Below are 15,769 nucleotides of genomic sequence, written 5' to 3'. Positions count from 1 at the left end.
GGACCTGCGCCCTTAAGAAATACGTCAGGACAGAGTGGGCAGCGCGCCCAGCTTGCCTCGGTAATAGACCATCGGCGTGACCGTCTGCTCGGGCAGGATCAGGTTCTTCACCGCGCCAACGATGATCGCGTGGTCGCCGCCATCGTATTCGCGCCACAGTTCGCACTCGATGATGGCCGTGGCCTCGTTGAGCAGCGGGTTGCCCAAGTCGCTGAGGTGCCATTCGATGCCTTTGGTCTTGTCCTTGCCTTTGCTGGCGAAGGCGTAGGCCAATGCCTGCTGATCCGCCGAGAGCAAATGGATCGCGAAGCGTTTGCTGTCGCGCAGGATCGGGTAGGTGTCGGAGGCGTAGTTGGGGCAGAACAGCACCAGCGCCGGGTCGATCGACAGCGCACTGAAGGCGCTGGCGGTAATACCGACGATGCCGCCCTCGGGGTCGAGGGTGGTGACCACCGTGACCCCGGAGGGGAAAGAGGCCATCACCTCTTTATAGATGCCTGGTTCGATCATTTCGGGTCATCCTCAACGCATGACAAAGGGGTCGGGCATCGGCGCCGACGAGAGGTTGATCCACACCGTTTTCAGCTCGGTATAGGCCAGCACCGAATCGATGCCGCTCTCGCGACCGTAGCCGCTGTTCTTGAAACCGCCGATCGGCGCCATGGCCGAGACGGCGCGGTAGGTGTTGACCCAGATGATCCCGGAGCGCACATCCCGCGCCAGCCGGTGGGCACGGCCCAGGTCACGGGTCCAGATGCCTGCCGCCAAGCCGAACTGCGAGTCGTTGGCGATGGCCAGCGCCTCGGCCTCGTCCTTGAAACGGATCACCGAAGCCACCGGGCCGAAGACTTCTTCCTGCATGATCTTCATCGAATTGCGGTCGCATTCGAACAGGGTCGGCTCGTAGAACCAGCCATCGCTGTCCATTTGCGGACGCTTGCCGCCCAGGCGCAAATGCGCGCCTTCGGCGATGGCGTCGGCCACCAGGCCTTCGACCACGGCCAGTTGCTGGGCGGTGGCCATCGGGCCCATTTCACTGCTGTCGTCCTGCGGGTTGCCGATGCGGATACGCTTGGCCCGTTCCACCAGTCGCGAGACGAATTCGTCGTAGATCTCGTCCTGCACCAACAGCCGTGAACCGGAGACGCAACTCTGTCCGGAAGCGGCATAGATCCCGGCGATGGCCCCGTTGATCGCGCTGTCGAGGTCGGCGTCGGCAAAAATGATGTTCGGCGATTTACCGCCCAGTTCCAGCGACAACTTGGCAAAGTTCTCGGCACTGCTGCGCACCACATGCCGAGCCGTGGCCGCGCCGCCGGTGAAGGCAATCTTGCGCACCAGCGGGTGGCGGGTGAGGGCTGCACCGGTGCTTGGGCCGTAGCCGGTGACGACGTTGACCACGCCCGGCGGAATGCCGGCTTCGAGGGCCAGACGGGCCAGCTCGAGGATGGTTGCCGAGGCATGTTCGGACGGCTTGATCACGATGGTATTGCCCGCCGCGAGGGCCGGCGCAAGTTTGATCGCGGTCAGGTACAGCGGGCTGTTCCAGGGAATGATCGCGGCGACCACACCCATGGGTTCATGCACGGTGTAAGCAAACAGGTCGGGCTTGTCCAGCGGCAGGGTGCCGCCTTCAAGCTTGTCGGCCAGGCCTGCGGTGTAATGGAAGAACTCGGGCAAGTAGCTGACCTGACCGCGGGTTTCGCGGATCAGCTTGCCGTTGTCGCGGCTTTCCAGTTGCGCCAGTTGCTCTTTGTTCTCGGCGATCAGATCACCGAGACGGCGCAGCAATTTGCCGCGGGCAGTGGCGGTCAAGCCGCGCCAGGCCGGGCTTTCGAAAGCCTTTTGCGCAGCCTGTACGGCGCGCTCGACGTCGGCTTCGTCAGCATCCGGCAGTTCGGCCCAGGCCTGGGCCAGCGCCGGATTGAGGCTTTCGAAGGTCTTGCCGGACAGGGCATCGACCCATTGCCCGTCGATGCACATCTGGAAGCGTGCGAGTGTCATGCAACGGTCCCCTTTATTTGATTTTGTCGGGCTTGCGCGGTGTTGAGGAAGTCCAGCAGCAGCTGATTGACCAGGCGCGGCGACTCTACCGGCATCATATGCCGTTGCTCGTGGAGCACGGCCACTTGCGCGCCGGGAATCCGTTCGGCCAATTGCTGGGCCATTTGTGGTGTGGAACCGGGGTCCAGCTCGCCAGTGGCGACGAGTGTCGGCACCTGAATACTCCCCAGATCCTCCGCGCGGTACATGTCCTGGGTCGCGAACAGCTCATAAGTGGTCAGGTAACCCTGCGGATCGTTACCCGCCAGTGTCTGACGCAGCGAGGCGATCTGCGCCGGATTGGCCGCTTGGTATTCGCGGCTGAACCAGCGCGACAGCGCGGCTTCGGCGTTGGCATCTGGCCCATGCTCGGCAGCCTGAGCGGTGCGGGCGATAACGCCGGCACGCTGTTCGGCGCTGCGATTGAACACGCTGTTGAGCACCACCAGGCCTTGCAGGCGCTGCGGGTAATGCAGGGCGAAAGCTCGCGCCACCAGCCCGCCCATGGAGAAGCCAATCACTGTCGTCTGAGGCAATTGCAGATGATCCAGCAGCTCCAGCAACTGGTCGGCATAGCCGAGCAGGGGCGTGCCGCTTTCCGGGCGCGGACTGGCACCATGCCCGAGCATGTCGTAGGCAATGACCCGGTAATGGGGGGCGAGACCAACGATTTGGCCACCCCACATTTCTTTATTCAGGCCCACGCCGTGGATCAATACCACGGGTTGGCCTTGGCCGGTCGCCAGATAACTGGTGCCGGCCGGGGTGAGTTCAGCGCTGAGCCGAATCATGGATCGCTCCTGCAAATCTTATGAGTTACTGGGCTTTCTCTGCGGCCAGTTCTTCCAGATCGATATAGCGGTTGCCGATGCGTGGGTGCAGGCGACCGCCGTTGGCGCAACCGAGAACGACGACAATCTCATCCGAGCGTGGCGCGTCTTCGATCTGCATTTCCAGAGTGATGTAGTGCGAACGCAGACCTTCGTCGTCCTTGTGCATCATCGGAATCTGAATCGAGGTGCCAGGGCCACCGCGTTTATTGGTGAAGCTCAAGTAGCTCTTGGCTTTCACCGCTTCGCGGTAGTGGTTGCCGAAACGCAGGGTGTGGATCACGGCGGAAGCGTGCTCGATCTCGCCATCGGCGCCGACCACAGCAGCCTTGCCATAGGCTTCGATCTTGTCTGCACCGCCAATCGTGGCCACCAGACGCTCAACCATCAAAGCCCCCAGATCGGAGCAGTTGGCACGAATTTCCGGCTTCAGGTCTTCGACAAAACCACGCCCCAGCCATGGGTTCTTGATGACAACAGCCAGGCCGACCATGGTCACCGGCTTGTCAGTAGCCTTGCCGCCTTCGATAAAGGTTTCTTCCACGTAGCTGACGATCTTGCGAATTTCGAAACTCATGAGCGACTCCGTATGAGAGAGGGAATGTGTTTGTCGTATGATGGTATACCATAATATCGTGCATGCAAGCACCAGCTGCAATTCAGCGAAAGGGCAGGCGACGGAAGGTAGGGCGGGTAGGGGGAAGCAGGGGAATGCGTTATGCGTGATTCCGCGATATGAAAGAGCCAGTTCGATGTCGGCGTGATTAGCAGGCCACATGCGCGTGGGGGCTTATCGGCTATTGCTGGCTATGCTTGTGGCGATTTCTCATATGGGAGTGACGGTTGCGGGGTTCAATCCCGGCGTCATTGCTGTGCCTTGGGCGCTCCAGCCGTGTTGTTTTTGAGCAAGCTCAAGTACCACCGGGTTGACGAACTTTTCGGGAACATCAGCTACGGTGTGTTTCTCAATCACTTCGTCGAGATGTGCGTGCATTCTAGCCGGTTGAATACAGTGCGCTGATCATCACCGCGGTCCTGGTGCTCTCGTTTGTTTCAAGCGGCGTGTCGTATTACTGCGTCGAGCGGCCGGCCTTGAGGCTTCGTCATGCCCTTATGGCTCGCACCAGGTATGGGGTGAGAGCATCAATGCGGGGCGAATCAGCGGCTTGGTGAGAGGGCGGCAGGAGTAATCCCGTTCCGGTTCGATTCAAGCCCGGGAACAGAGCCCGGAGGCTCATTGTGAGGAGAGTTAAATCTTTTAGAATTCAGGGGGTTGCCAAGTCCTTTGTTCTTCTCCATAATGCCGCCCATCGCTCAGGCACTTGGCAACAAGCGGCTTGCAGGATAAAGGTTTGGGTCGTTAGCTTGGCTTCCGTATCCGCTCCAGTTTGTATACGGTTGATGTCGTTGTATGACATCGGGCGTTTGAGGCCGAGTAGCAAAATGGTTATGCAGCGGATTGCAAATCCGCCTACGCCGGTTCGATTCCGACCTCGGCCTCCACTATAAACAGGCTCCGTAGATCACTGATTTACGGAGCTTTTTTATTTGAGCTTCAAAGCAGTATTTTGTCTCGAATTTGACGTCAGCAAACTTGCTTCACAGGGACGGGATGTATATATTTCTTCCCTTGCTGCACAAGCGCTTGAACTGCTTAATCGTTATTAAAGCGTTCCAGACCGCTTCACCGCGCTACCGCCCGAATGGCGAAACTGGTAGACGCATGGGACTTAAAATCCCCCGCTCGTAAGGGCGTGCCGGTTCGATTCCGGCTTCGGGCACCATATATATCAAGGGCTTGCGTGAGATACCTCATGCAGGCCCTTCTTGTTTTTGTTCCGCAAAAAACATTTCTGCTCCGCAATTTGGTACCTCTGGGCGGTGCTTAGGGATTGTCAGTTGCCGAAGGGGATAATGGGTTTGAAAATCCCCGTCTTGCTCATCTGCCGTCTCAGCTCAAAACGCGTAAGCGATTCAACGACATCGACTTTTGATAACTGGTTGAAATCAATCTCCTCCCAATCCTTGCGACTGATCTGAATTGAAAAAAGATATTCGTCACCGACTCGGCCTGTCGCTTTATCCGGGCGCTGTGAGTAGCCGGATAGGACGATGCTTTGTACTCGCGGTAGGGCTGCAAACGTCTCTCCTACTAGTCTGAAAGCTACGGCGTGGACGTGCGACATGTATAGCTTCTGTACAGCGGTAGCGGACATGTCTTTGAGACTAATTCGGAGCTCCCTGACTTGAAGTACTGCTGTCTGTGATGGCATTTGCTCCAACTCGGGAAGATCCACGTCGAGCAAAATACGGTGGCCATTTTCCACAATGTCGAATGAAACTGCTGTCTCACGCGGCCAGGTGATGTCTTTCAGGTTGTCTTCCAGCCAGATCTCCATGTCAGCGACGCTGTTGTATATACCAACCTCGATCAGTTGTTTTCTCGCTTGCATGAGTTGTGAAAATTTGACCTTTTCGCTCTGCCAACCGATATGCCGATTTGTGAAGTCATCCTGAGCAGCAGCGTTCACCTCGTTTAGACGTTGCATCCGCTTCTTGAATAGTTTGTCTAGAAGTGAGGGCTTTCGTGGTTGTGGGGGAGTTGGCTCGGGTTGGTCGAAAATAACAGGGACGAAAGCTGGCGCACCCATACAGTCAGGGGTATCCAGATGAATTCTGCCTAAGTCCTCAATGGACTCATTGATGTCATCGCACTTTCGTTGGATTAACTTGAGGATGACTTCTCGATTTTGCTTCTTCACCGCCTGGACAAGATGTTCAGGTAAGTCATTGCCCTGAGCATCTTTGAAATGCAGGTTGCCCGCATTGTCCACCGAACAACTCAGCGTTACTTCTATGGGCGAGGGCTTCTTGATTGCAGGAGAGCTTGAACGAGAGGGCCCCGACATTGTTTGACTGCTTGAGAAACCCATAAAACTGGTATTCAGTCGGGCGCCGCGTTTGCTGATCCCAACCGTAGCTCCTCGCGGGCCGAGCGTCCAACCCACTCCGGCCCCGCTGAGATTCATCCGAATACCAGGAGCAAGCTTGATTGACTTACGAAACCGGATCGCCATCGCGCAATGTCCTTTGCCTGTGTGGGCGTTTCTATCCGTGATAGGCGGAGTGAGCCTGTAGAAAACCGCCGAGCGTTTTTAAGGATTACGAGAGTATTGCGTACAAGCTACATATGCGCACGGCCTATCACAAAAAAAGAAAAACCTGCTCCGCAACGCCTTCTCCAGTGGCTGGTAGCACGGGCTGTCAGAGAGTCTTTCAGATAGCGTTTGTGTTGAATATCGCCTCGTTAACCACTTTAATCAATGGTTTACGAGCGAAATCTAACGTAAACCCTTGTTTGTTTCTGGCCCGCAATTTTTAGAGTTAGTCCGCAATTCACTTTGTTGGCGATATTTTCCCCGCCTTTTCCTGTTCTGACTTTCAAAACTGCTCTGAAACGTTTTCACCCAGCCTGGGTCGATTGCTGCCCTTGGTGACAGGCAGGAATCGGCCAAAAAAATCTCTCAGATGTGTCTACAAAACCAGAGGCAATTCAGTTTCACCATGATCAGCAAACCCACAGTTTGCGTTGCAGTGCCCATTCGGACAGACCTAGAGTTTGCTCCACCTCATCCAGTGTCGGTTCCCCCAAGTGCAGGATGGCAATGATGGCACGCCGAGCCTGATCCAGCAGGCTAACCTCGGTGTCGATGTCACCCAGTTGACGGATCGCGTTCTTGATCAGCATCAGCATCAGATCGACGGCGTCGACCAGCAGACATGCGAAACCTGCGCCTACGCTGTGGCCCGGCACTTCGATCCGTTTCCGGTCAACACAGTGGTCGGCTTTATCGGCCCCGAGTATCTCTACAACGGCAAGCAGATCATTCACGCAGGCTTGGAAGAACACTTCTGCGGCAAGCTGCTGGGCGTTCCCAGCCGAGCCCCGTCCCCGAGCACAAGGCTCTACTGAAAAATATCCCTGTAAGTGACTCGCGGGCACCGTCCTCCACGACTAGCCTCTGACATAGCATTTGGCTACTGAAAAGGTTCCGCATTGATGATTCTCTGCGCGGGGGGCTCAGTGTCGGGGTATTGGAGTCAGTGATGGTGACGTGCTCATACCTCTGACTAGGGCGGAAGCAAATCAAAGTTAGGCTAAGCGAAATCGACGCGTCTGAAAGTGCTCAGCCTTCCGGGCAAAAAGCAAATCGAGTTCCCAGTAATTCAGTCTTCACAAAAATGTGACCTTGGTCCAATAAAGCAATCACCATTTAGGCGAAATAATTAAAAGGATTAAGTCTCATGGGTTTTATGACGAAAATCTTTGGCTGGATGCTGGTCTCCAGAAGGAAGGAGTCACCCCCAAACCATCCTGAGCTGAATCCACTTGACCTCGAAGAGCTTAAAACTGAACTTGGTGTTGAGCACCAGGCCCGCCGCCTTGGTGAGGTTGGGTTGCCCCGGCCGACTGACACTGCGCTGTCGGGGCCGGAGAACAGGATCGTGCAACGCCTGGAAGAGGCTCGACGCGATCACCTTAACTGGGCCACGAGCCGGTTAAAAAACATACAAATCAAGATGCATAACTGTGACATCACCAAGACCTTCAATCGGGCCATGGAAGCAGCCAACGAGTTCGAGCGTACAGCCAATAGCCGGCTTTCCGATTATGAGGCGAACATCGGTCGACTCAAGACTGCCGCTATGGAGCGTGAAGAAGAGCTTCGCGTATTCAAACTCAACAACAATCTTACGCAAGCGGCCAATGTCACCTCTGGCTGGAGAACCTTTTCGTTTATCTTCCTGAGCTTGCTAATCGTCGTTGTCGAAGGCGCGCTGAACGCCAGCTTCTTTGCAAAGAGCCTTGATGGCGGTTTGATTCAGGGGTTTGGCTATGCATTCGTCCTTGCCCTGATGAACGTGCTGTTTGCGCTGGCGCTGGGGCGTATCGGGGTGCCCAACAAGAACCACATAAATCATGCGCGGCGCGTGATTGGATACATGTCCATCCTGCTCTCTATCAGCCTGATGGTCACGATGGGCTTGCTCATCGCCCACTTCCGGGACAGCCTTTCCCAAGGGCTTGAAAATACTGGGGTCGATCCAGGGGTCATTGCTCTCCAAACCTTGATCAACAACACGTTTGGCCTGAGCGACATCTACTCGTGGATGCTGTTTGCCTTCAGCGTGTTTTTTGGGCTGATCAGCCTCGCAGAAGGGTACTACTGGCAAGACGCCTATCCAGGGTATGGCCGGGTTCAGCACGCCGCTGATAAGGCGGTTGTGGATTATGAAGAGAGCATCGCAGAGGTTAGGGAGTTGCTGGAGCAACTGAAGAACGAGCATCTGGAGGCGTTGGAAACCAGTCTGGATGATGCGCGAAGCTCTGTTCTTGGTTACAAAGAGCAGATTCATGAGAAACGCTCCACCCGCCATCGCCTACAGCAATTCTTGCACAAGGCGGAAAACATGCTGGATGCATTGATTGCCATCTTCAGAACGGACAACACACTGCACCGCAGAAACAGGGTTGCTGAGGTTCCCGTCTACTTTGCCAGCAGAGTGAAGTTCCAGGAGATTGAGTTCCCTGATTTTGACACCACAGACGATGAGAAATCCCTGAAGAAGCAAGAGCTGATGCTGGCGAGGCTACTGAATAACGTAGAGCAGATCCGCGCCGGCATTCAGTCATCATTCGATCAGAAGTTCGATCAGCTCAAGCCTATTCGCGAACAGCTCAGGTAAGGACACGATCCCATGGCTCGACTCAGCAAGGCCACTCGCAAGAAAAAAAGGTATGAACTGTTTGCCGCTCTTGGCTTGGGCTCGCTCCTGATTGTCGCGCTGACCGGCGCCGGTTATCTGTTCATGAATCGGGATCAGGCGCCTGACAAAATGACCCTGTGTCCCGCCGCCGGGCCTCTTGGACATTATGTCGTGCTGGTTGATAACACTGACACCTACAATTTCATGCAGCGCCAAGCCTTTCTGGAGCGGCTGAAGTCTCTGGCTGAAGACAAGGTGCCAGAAGGCAATCTTCTGTCTGTCTATGTCCTTGGGTCGGACTTCACCGCCAATGCGACCCCCGTATTTGAAAAGTGCAATCCGGGGGTGGGGAAGGACAAGTCGGATATAACGGCCAACCTGCAGCGGATCAAGCGGCGTTTCGAAGACGACTTCGAGAAGCCAATTGTCAACCTGGCGGAAACCGTGCTGATCGAGAAATCCTCAGACCGCTCGCCGATCTTTGAGATGCTGCAGATCGCCTCCATCAATGGCTTCAGGGCCAAGAACATCAAGGGCGAGCGCGTTCTGATCATTTTCTCGGACATGCTGCCAAACACGCAGGAATTCAGCATGTTCAAGGGAATTCCTGAGATCAAGGGCTTTCTTGACTCGAACTATGGCAGAAAGTCCCAGACCGATCTTGACGGGGTGAAGGTCGAGGTCAACTACCTGCTGAACTACCCGAAATTGCAAACGCGAAACCAACTTGGATTCTGGGAGGCGTTCTTCGAGAAAGCTGGCGCCCGCATCGTCTCTGTCAGAACCCTGGAAGGTTGATCATGGAAAAGAGCATAAAGATTTCGCTGAAAGCACTTTTCATGGTGACCTGCCTGCTTAAGGTCGGCAGCTCGGGCATTGGCTGGTACTTCAATCAAGCCTGGGTATTTGGCCTTGTGCTGCCATTGACGTTCATGGTCGCGTACATCTTTATCGGCTACAACTACCGCGAGCGGGAGATCTCAGAGGAGAAGTTCGCTGACTCCTGCTACTACCTCGGCTTCATTTTCACCATTGTCTCGATCATTTTCAGCCTGCTCGACATTCCCAACATCGGAAATGACATGACCAACATCGCCGTTCGCTTCGGCGCAGCGATGGCCAGTACTGTGTTTGGTCTGTTTGTGCGCGTTGTGCTGGTGAGCTTCCGGCCCAATGCCGAGGATGCTTTGCGCAGTGTGGAGGATGTGGTGGTGGAAGCATCCCGAAAGCTGACCGATGAATTCGATAACGCCTTCGATAATCTTCAAGACTTCAGGGGCAAGGTCAGTACTGCGGCCAAAGAGACGGTGGCGCTGGTCAACACGCAGTTTGAATCCCTAACCGAGCACAACACTGCCAAGATGAATACGTTCTTTGAGGAAATGACGCGTCTTAATCGAGAATCGTTGCTTTCGATTGTTCAGGACATTCGGACGTCCGCCCTTGGGCTGGAGCGGATGGTCAACGAGTACGAGGGCTCAATCCGGGGAACCATCACCAGGATTGATAGCTCGGTGGAAGGCTTCTCTCATCAGTTACTCGGCAGACTGGAGACGGTTGAGTTCCCGGATGACATCTTCACCCGCAAGCTGGAGCCCCCAATCACTAGCCTCAGTGGCAGCACTGATAATGTCACTGAAGGGGTCAAGAAAGTATCGAATGATGTACTGAAGGCTGCCAAGGCTGTCGAAAAAACGGTTGGCCAGATCAACCTCAAGGCGGAGAGCCTGACCCAGACACTTGACGCCGTTCACCAGATCGCCATCCAGCAGGGACAACTCGCCAACCTGCTGAAGACTCAACAGGACAATATGACCACCCAGCTGCAGACGCAGCAGGAAAGCTTGTCCAGTCAGATACGCTCCCAACAGGAAGGCATTTCGCATAGTGTTCGCACGCAAACGCAGGAGCTTGCGGCAGTCTCTAAAGCTTTTGGCACGTTCGATACGTCTATGGAGAAACTGATCGAAAAGCTGTCGGCCAATGGAGCGTTTTCAGCAAACCTGGCAAGCAAGGTTGATCAGGCGAATAGTAGCAATGCTGACCTGGCGCAAACCCTGCAAGAATCCCTGGCGTCTCTCACTAAGTCATTTTCCCATGCCGGCGAGCGTAACGAGCAGGTGGCCAATGATATCCGTAAATCTCAGCAGGCGAGCTACGATGCCGATGCCAGGATTGCCAGACTTGCCGAGGTTACTGAGCGATTCATATCGCAAGGGCTGAAGCGATTTGAGCAGCTCGATAAGCTAGGGCAGATGAATGACCGTCTGGAACACCTGGAAGCGAAACAAGCTGTGAAGTCAGCAGCCATTTCGTTGTCGACTTCGACCGGTGGGCATCCAAACCTCGGTTCAGTTGATGTGTCAGCCATGCATGATGCTTGGGCTGTTGGCGCTCCAAAGCATAGCCAAAAACCGGATTAAGCGAAAACCCATGTCAGCCAAAAATGATCAGGTTTTCCAGCTTTCCCTAACGGAAATCGCTTTCATGATTTCCTTTATTCTCTTGTTCCTGCTGGGCGTTCAACTCTTCAAGACGGTCACCGAGAACAAGAAACTGCGTGAGCAACTCTCCTCAATGGAAGGAATTGAGCAAAAGACGGCCGACCTGAAAAGCGCTACCAGTGCCTTGGCAGAGGCGATAGCGGCTAACTCCAAGGCAAATCCTGAAGAGGTCATCAGCAAGTTGGTGGCCGACAGCGTTGCCAAAGCCGAGGCCACAAGGCTCAAGAAGCTGCTGGAAGAGCAGGGCAAGAAAATCACGGCCCTGGACGAAATCCAGAAAGCAGTGGAGCAGGTTCCTTCCGATCAGAAGGATGAAAAGATCAAGGAGGAAATCCAGCAATCCTTGTTGCTAGCATCGAAGGTAAAGAAACAGGCCGAAGAGCTGTTTAAGGAGGAAGGTGGTGATCAGCCGAAAGATCCAGCCTCCATTGCTGAGAAGGCTGTAGCGTCAATGCGGCATATGAGCGAGATCACGAAGCTGCTAAAGCCTGGAGAGAGTAAGCCTGATCTTCTCGGCCAAAAGGCAGCCGACAAGGTGGCCGAACTCATTAAGCAAGCGAAAGAGCATGCCGCCCTGATGGCAAACGGGAAGAGTCCTGAGGCCGTGAAGAAGGAGAATGCCGACTTCAGGGGGCAGATCGCCTTCTTGCAGAACAAGCTCAGCGCCAAGGGAGGTATGGATTTCCCGCCGTGCTGGGCGGATGAGCAGACCGGTAAGATCCAGATGCTGTTTGCGGTGGAGCTTCGTGAGAATGATTTGTCCGTTGAGCGGGCCTGGCCTGCCAGTCGGGAGGCAGATGCATTGGGACTACCGAACATTCAGGCAGTGCTTGCCAAGCCGGTTACCAGCTATCAGCAATTCATTCGTGACACGCAGGCGATTGCCGACCTCAGTCGCAGCCTTAACTGCCGTCATTACGTCAGGCTCAAGAGTACGATTGCCGATGCCGTGCAGTCGGATAGACGGCGCCTGATGATTGAGGACAGCTTCTACAAATTCGAGGTCCGCCGCTAACCCCCACGATGCGGTTGTTTTGCATTCCGGCGAAGGCCCGCACTGTCCCTTCTACACGGTTCAACAGCAAGAGACAGCCTTCGTGTTCGGGGCTGACCGAACCAGCATCGATTGTGTGATCAAGGATATCGAAAACATGCTCGCCGCAACATAACCAGAAACCGCTTTCACTCAAGCCCCGTGATTTGGGGCTTTGCCATAAGTCCCCCTCAATCTGATTCGAAGATTTTAAGCATGAACCTACGCAAAATTGCAGTGGGGCTGTCAGCCCTTGTTTTGTTCTCGACGGGTGCGGCAGAAGCTCGCAACCTGCTGGACTTCATCAAAATGCCCAGCCAGCATGAGGAGCAAGGGTACCGTTCTGACTCAATCAGTCAGAACGTGGCGATTGATCTCTATTCAAGCAAACAGAAACAGGCATCGTTCGATGGGTGTGCAGACCTGTTCCCGGCAGCCAAGCCGATCAACATGGCCAGTGTGCCTGCAACGATGAAGCCCTTGGCTCTGTGTTCCGACAACTTTGCGGTGCTGTACTCGCAAACCAGCAAGACTCCGTTGATTGTGGTGGAGCGCCTTAATTCAGCCCAGCTACAGGATGCCAAGGGTGAGGAACGAACCAATCAGTTCTATCCGGACCCACGCATTCCCAAGAGCGGGCGGGCAGAGTTGAGCGACTACCGTGACCAACATCCGGCAGTGGATCGTGGACATCAGTCTCCGGCAGCAAATGCACCGAATCCGCATGCAATGGCCCAGTCCTTTGCGCTTTCGAACATGGTGCCGCAAGACCCAACCAATAACCGGAAGATCTGGAGCAAGGTCGAGTCTGATGTCAGAAAGTTCGCGAAGCGAGCCGATGGCGATGTCTTTGTCTTTACCGGACCACTCTTTGACGCTGGCCATACCACCATTGGCGACAACAAGGTCTGGGTACCTAGCCGCCTGTTCAAGCTGGTCTACGACGCTTCGTCTAAGCGTGCATGGGCCTATGTGCTACCCAACGCGGAAACCCGCATTGAGAGGCCAATGGACTATGAGACTTTCGTGAAGACCACGGGACTCAACCTGCTGGAAAATCTACCGGTCTCCGGTTCAGTGGTTCGCTCTTGATCTTCGAGAGTCCATGTCCCTGAAGGGAGTGTTGAGTCCTCATGGTCACATCAAGCCCGACACAGGCCGGTTTTTTTTACTGGTGCTGGTGCTTCGAGGGTGAATTGGCCCTGCCTTCATAGACAATTTCGAATGTCTGCTAGTTGCCGATTGTGTTGAAATAGTCTGCTTCGGTTTCCACGGCAGAAAAGCTATGCGAATGGACTACGACTACCCGTGCCCCTACAAGGGCATCCGTTTAGATTGGTGGCTGGTAGGCACATCCAAAGGAAAGCTTCTGCCTTTCTTGATTATCGATGCACCGTTTTCATTGGTGGTCGACATGGTGTTTTTCCCCTTCGAATATCAGTACAGCTGCAACCTTTGATCTGATGCCGGAGTTCGTCCGCATCGGGGCGTGAGCTGCGCGAGGAGCTACTTCTGGCATTGCCTGCGCCGGCGTGCTCAGTGGCTGGTCTGATTACAAGTCAGGCTGCAGATCACACTCCGATGCGCCCTCGCTGGTTAAGGCTAGATTTCCTGTGGACATGGCTGCACCTGGCCAAGAATCGACTACAGTTATCTGGTCATCGATAGGGAGATCAAATATGCAGTGCCTAATCTGTAACGCTGACGCCAAGGCTGTTCATTCGCCTGGAAACTGGTCGCAGGTCAAGTGTCCAGCCGGGTGCGGACACTTCAGGATATCCGGGAACCTGGTTGCGAGAATGATGGCAAAGGATGAGACCTTTGACATCGAGCGCACAAGGCGTTGGTTGGCGATGGCTCGGAACACTGAGTCAGTGCCTTTGATGTCGAGATACGATTACAGCGTTTCCTTGTTGCATGGCGAGACTGAAGTGGCAGTCGCCCGCTTGCCGAGGCGTTCAGTACAGTAGCAGACCTTCCCGCATCCCTCGGTACGCCGGTTTTGGCCGGGGTGGCGTGATTGTTGGTTGTGGTTAATGCTTAAGAGTGGGCAAATCACTGGATATCCGGGAGAGCGAAATGGCACCTGTAGACAGGCCGCAGCCAATTAATTACGTCCACCCAAACGGCAGAGAGGCGATGATTGATTTCGAATGGGGGGATTCAGGCGATCCGATCCCGAAAGGGCTTCGTATTACCGTGAAATACTCCGAGGACAATATTCAGAATCTTCATGAAAAAGCGACTTACAAGAGCTTCGAAGATGCCAAAAGCCAAGGGGTCAAATTGGCCACCAATATGATTGAGCAGGCCGACCGAATCTAGGCTTTTCGGGCTGCCAAGGTCTTCAGCGTGGCTGGAAGGCCTTGGCAGGCTTAGCGAATGTCGGGATGGCCCAACCCGACGCGGCAGCTTTGGCCGCAGGGTGCTAGTGATGGGATAACGCGCGAATCTTCGAAAATGTCTCGCTATCAGTGGTGGCAAGAAAGCAGCGGCCATCCTTGAGTTTCGCGTAGAAGGTTATTTCTTTTTCCTTGCTGCTTAATAACAAACCTGCAACTAGTCCAACCGGCCCTAATAGCAAGGCTCCGGCCAGACCCCATCGAATAGCACTTCCCTTCTTATTGACGACTTCTTCGATTGCCGTTTCCAGGGTTTCTATTTTTGAGCAGGGTATTTTTAGTTCGCGAGAGGGTTTTAACGGGGATTTCAGAGTGAATGATCCGGCCTGAAATTCAGCATCCCCTGCCGGAAAGTCACCGGATATCACCGTTATTCTCGACATGATGTTCTCTTCATTGAAGTGGTTTTATGTCCGCTGGTTACTGGGCTCCAAGGATCCCTGTGACGTCAATCGACTTGCGACAAAAGGTGAGGCCGACGGTCACCCGGGTTGAGTGATGCGGCACACATAACCTCGCATGTATCGGCCAGCTTCGCCACCGGTCACCTGATCGCTCAAGAAAGCTCATGTTGATCTAAGTTGAGTGAGGTTCATCCGACAAAAAAATCAAAAAATGTGAATGGGACAAGCTAGATGATCTCCACACTGGAACTTCGTCATCTCATTGAATCAGCCTTCCTGCCTCTGTCCTGTAGCTGCAGAATCGACCCTGACGGGTTTCTGAGTGTTCAAATTTTTGAGCGTGATTCTGGTCGGGTTGACCTCTTGGTTACGGGCATCTCCATTGCGGGTCTGGTCAGTAGCCGCGCAATATGCAACCTCGTTTCGGAGCTGCGGGTGGAGCTCAAAGCCAGCCAGGACCGACTTCATGTTCAGCCAATCAGTAAGGCTGGCTGATCCCTGGCGGCCAGGCCCGGCGCGCTGCTTCATCTGTGGTAATTCTCTTGCGCGCATATTCGCCCTGGGCGACTGGGAGGATCTCCATTGTCCCGATTGCGGTGACTGCCGCCTATCCAGGGCGCTTCTCAATCTGATGACGCTTCAAGGGCTGACGTTTGACGTTGTTCGAACCCAGGGGTGGATTGCGCACCGCCGTTTGTGTGACCCCATCCCTACAATACTATTGGACAACGCTATCTTTCCTCGCCCAGCGTCATGACTCCCCGGACATTGCGCCGCGTTTTTT

Annotated in this window: 14 protein-coding genes, 2 tRNA genes and 1 pseudogene; 11 read left to right on the top strand and 6 right to left on the bottom strand. The window is 54.7% G+C overall.

All coding sequences use genetic code 11. From position 1 onward, the window contains the following. Window positions 1-24 precede the first annotated feature (24 nt). Genes AC3I0A_RS13365 through AC3I0A_RS13350 form a run of 4 tightly spaced genes read right to left on the bottom strand, consistent with a single transcriptional unit; the run spans window position 25 to window position 3,450 of the window. Window positions 25-510 (bottom strand): flavin reductase family protein, encoded by a 486-nt coding sequence (locus tag AC3I0A_RS13365; RefSeq protein WP_489378300.1) that lies wholly within the window; start codon window positions 508-510, stop codon window positions 25-27. 12 nt (window positions 511-522) lie between these two features. Next, window positions 523-2,004 (bottom strand): aldehyde dehydrogenase, encoded by a 1,482-nt coding sequence (locus tag AC3I0A_RS13360; protein ID WP_489378299.1) that lies wholly within the window; start codon window positions 2,002-2,004, stop codon window positions 523-525. Then, window positions 2,001-2,834, bottom strand: coding sequence for an alpha/beta fold hydrolase (locus AC3I0A_RS13355; protein WP_489378298.1), 834 nt, complete (start codon window positions 2,832-2,834; stop codon window positions 2,001-2,003). The genes AC3I0A_RS13360 and AC3I0A_RS13355 overlap by 4 nt, the downstream gene beginning before the upstream one ends. Before the next feature lie 25 nt (window positions 2,835-2,859). Next, on the bottom strand, window positions 2,860-3,450 hold the full coding sequence (locus AC3I0A_RS13350; protein ID WP_419115685.1) for an amino acid synthesis family protein: 591 nt from the start codon (window positions 3,448-3,450) through the stop codon (window positions 2,860-2,862). Between the two features lie 852 nt (window positions 3,451-4,302). Between AC3I0A_RS13350 and AC3I0A_RS13345 the strand changes: the two genes are divergently transcribed. Beyond that, window positions 4,303-4,376: transfer RNA gene (locus AC3I0A_RS13345), tRNA-Cys, on the top strand. 194 nt (window positions 4,377-4,570) lie between these two features. Beyond that, window positions 4,571-4,657: transfer RNA gene (locus AC3I0A_RS13340), tRNA-Leu, on the top strand. A 111-nt stretch (window positions 4,658-4,768) separates the two neighbouring features. Here the strand turns inward: AC3I0A_RS13340 and AC3I0A_RS13335 are convergent. Further along, window positions 4,769-5,950: a DUF4236 domain-containing protein gene (locus AC3I0A_RS13335; protein ID WP_489378297.1), complete on the bottom strand. Its 1,182-nt coding sequence runs from the start codon at window positions 5,948-5,950 to the stop codon at window positions 4,769-4,771. A 686-nt stretch (window positions 5,951-6,636) separates the two neighbouring features. Between AC3I0A_RS13335 and eutB the strand changes: the two are divergent. The 8 genes and pseudogenes from eutB to AC3I0A_RS13295 form a co-directional block, all read left to right on the top strand. Further along, a pseudogene (gene eutB, locus AC3I0A_RS13330) lies at window positions 6,637-6,810 on the top strand (ethanolamine ammonia-lyase subunit EutB); the annotation flags it as partial. A 368-nt stretch (window positions 6,811-7,178) separates the two neighbouring features. Beyond that, complete coding sequence (locus AC3I0A_RS13325; protein WP_489378295.1) at window positions 7,179-8,621, top strand: hypothetical protein; 1,443 nt, start codon at window positions 7,179-7,181, stop codon at window positions 8,619-8,621. Between the two features lie 12 nt (window positions 8,622-8,633). Then, the gene (locus AC3I0A_RS13320) at window positions 8,634-9,440 is read left to right on the top strand and encodes a hypothetical protein (protein ID WP_489378294.1); all 807 of its coding nucleotides are present in this window, start codon (window positions 8,634-8,636) and stop codon (window positions 9,438-9,440) included. A gap of 2 nt (window positions 9,441-9,442) precedes the next feature. Further along, window positions 9,443-11,065, top strand: a complete 1,623-nt coding sequence (locus AC3I0A_RS13315) for a hypothetical protein (protein ID WP_489378292.1) — start codon at window positions 9,443-9,445, stop codon at window positions 11,063-11,065. Window positions 11,066-11,075: 10 nt separating this feature from the next. Further along, window positions 11,076-12,161: a hypothetical protein gene (locus AC3I0A_RS13310; protein WP_489378291.1), complete on the top strand. Its 1,086-nt coding sequence runs from the start codon at window positions 11,076-11,078 to the stop codon at window positions 12,159-12,161. A 234-nt stretch (window positions 12,162-12,395) separates the two neighbouring features. Beyond that, a complete protein-coding gene (locus tag AC3I0A_RS13305; protein ID WP_489378289.1) occupies window positions 12,396-13,271 on the top strand; it encodes a DNA/RNA non-specific endonuclease in 876 nt (291 codons plus the stop codon). A gap of 199 nt (window positions 13,272-13,470) precedes the next feature. Further along, window positions 13,471-13,638, top strand: coding sequence for a YceK/YidQ family lipoprotein (locus AC3I0A_RS13300; protein WP_489378288.1), 168 nt, complete (start codon window positions 13,471-13,473; stop codon window positions 13,636-13,638). 620 nt (window positions 13,639-14,258) lie between these two features. Beyond that, on the top strand, window positions 14,259-14,504 hold the full coding sequence (locus AC3I0A_RS13295; protein WP_489378287.1) for a hypothetical protein: 246 nt from the start codon (window positions 14,259-14,261) through the stop codon (window positions 14,502-14,504). A gap of 103 nt (window positions 14,505-14,607) precedes the next feature. On the opposite strand, the gene AC3I0A_RS13290 is transcribed toward AC3I0A_RS13295, so the two are convergent. Continuing rightward, the gene (locus AC3I0A_RS13290) at window positions 14,608-14,964 is read right to left on the bottom strand and encodes a hypothetical protein (RefSeq protein ID WP_489378285.1); all 357 of its coding nucleotides are present in this window, start codon (window positions 14,962-14,964) and stop codon (window positions 14,608-14,610) included. 252 nt (window positions 14,965-15,216) lie between these two features. Between AC3I0A_RS13290 and AC3I0A_RS13285 the strand changes: the two genes are divergently transcribed. Beyond that, a complete protein-coding gene (locus AC3I0A_RS13285) occupies window positions 15,217-15,480 on the top strand; it encodes a DUF1652 domain-containing protein (RefSeq protein WP_489378284.1) in 264 nt (87 codons plus the stop codon). Window positions 15,481-15,769 lie beyond the last annotated feature (289 nt).

The sequence above is a fragment of the Pseudomonas sp. KH_024_B2 genome, from assembly GCF_057839965.1.
This window is presented reverse-complemented; position numbering and strand designations above follow the sequence as displayed.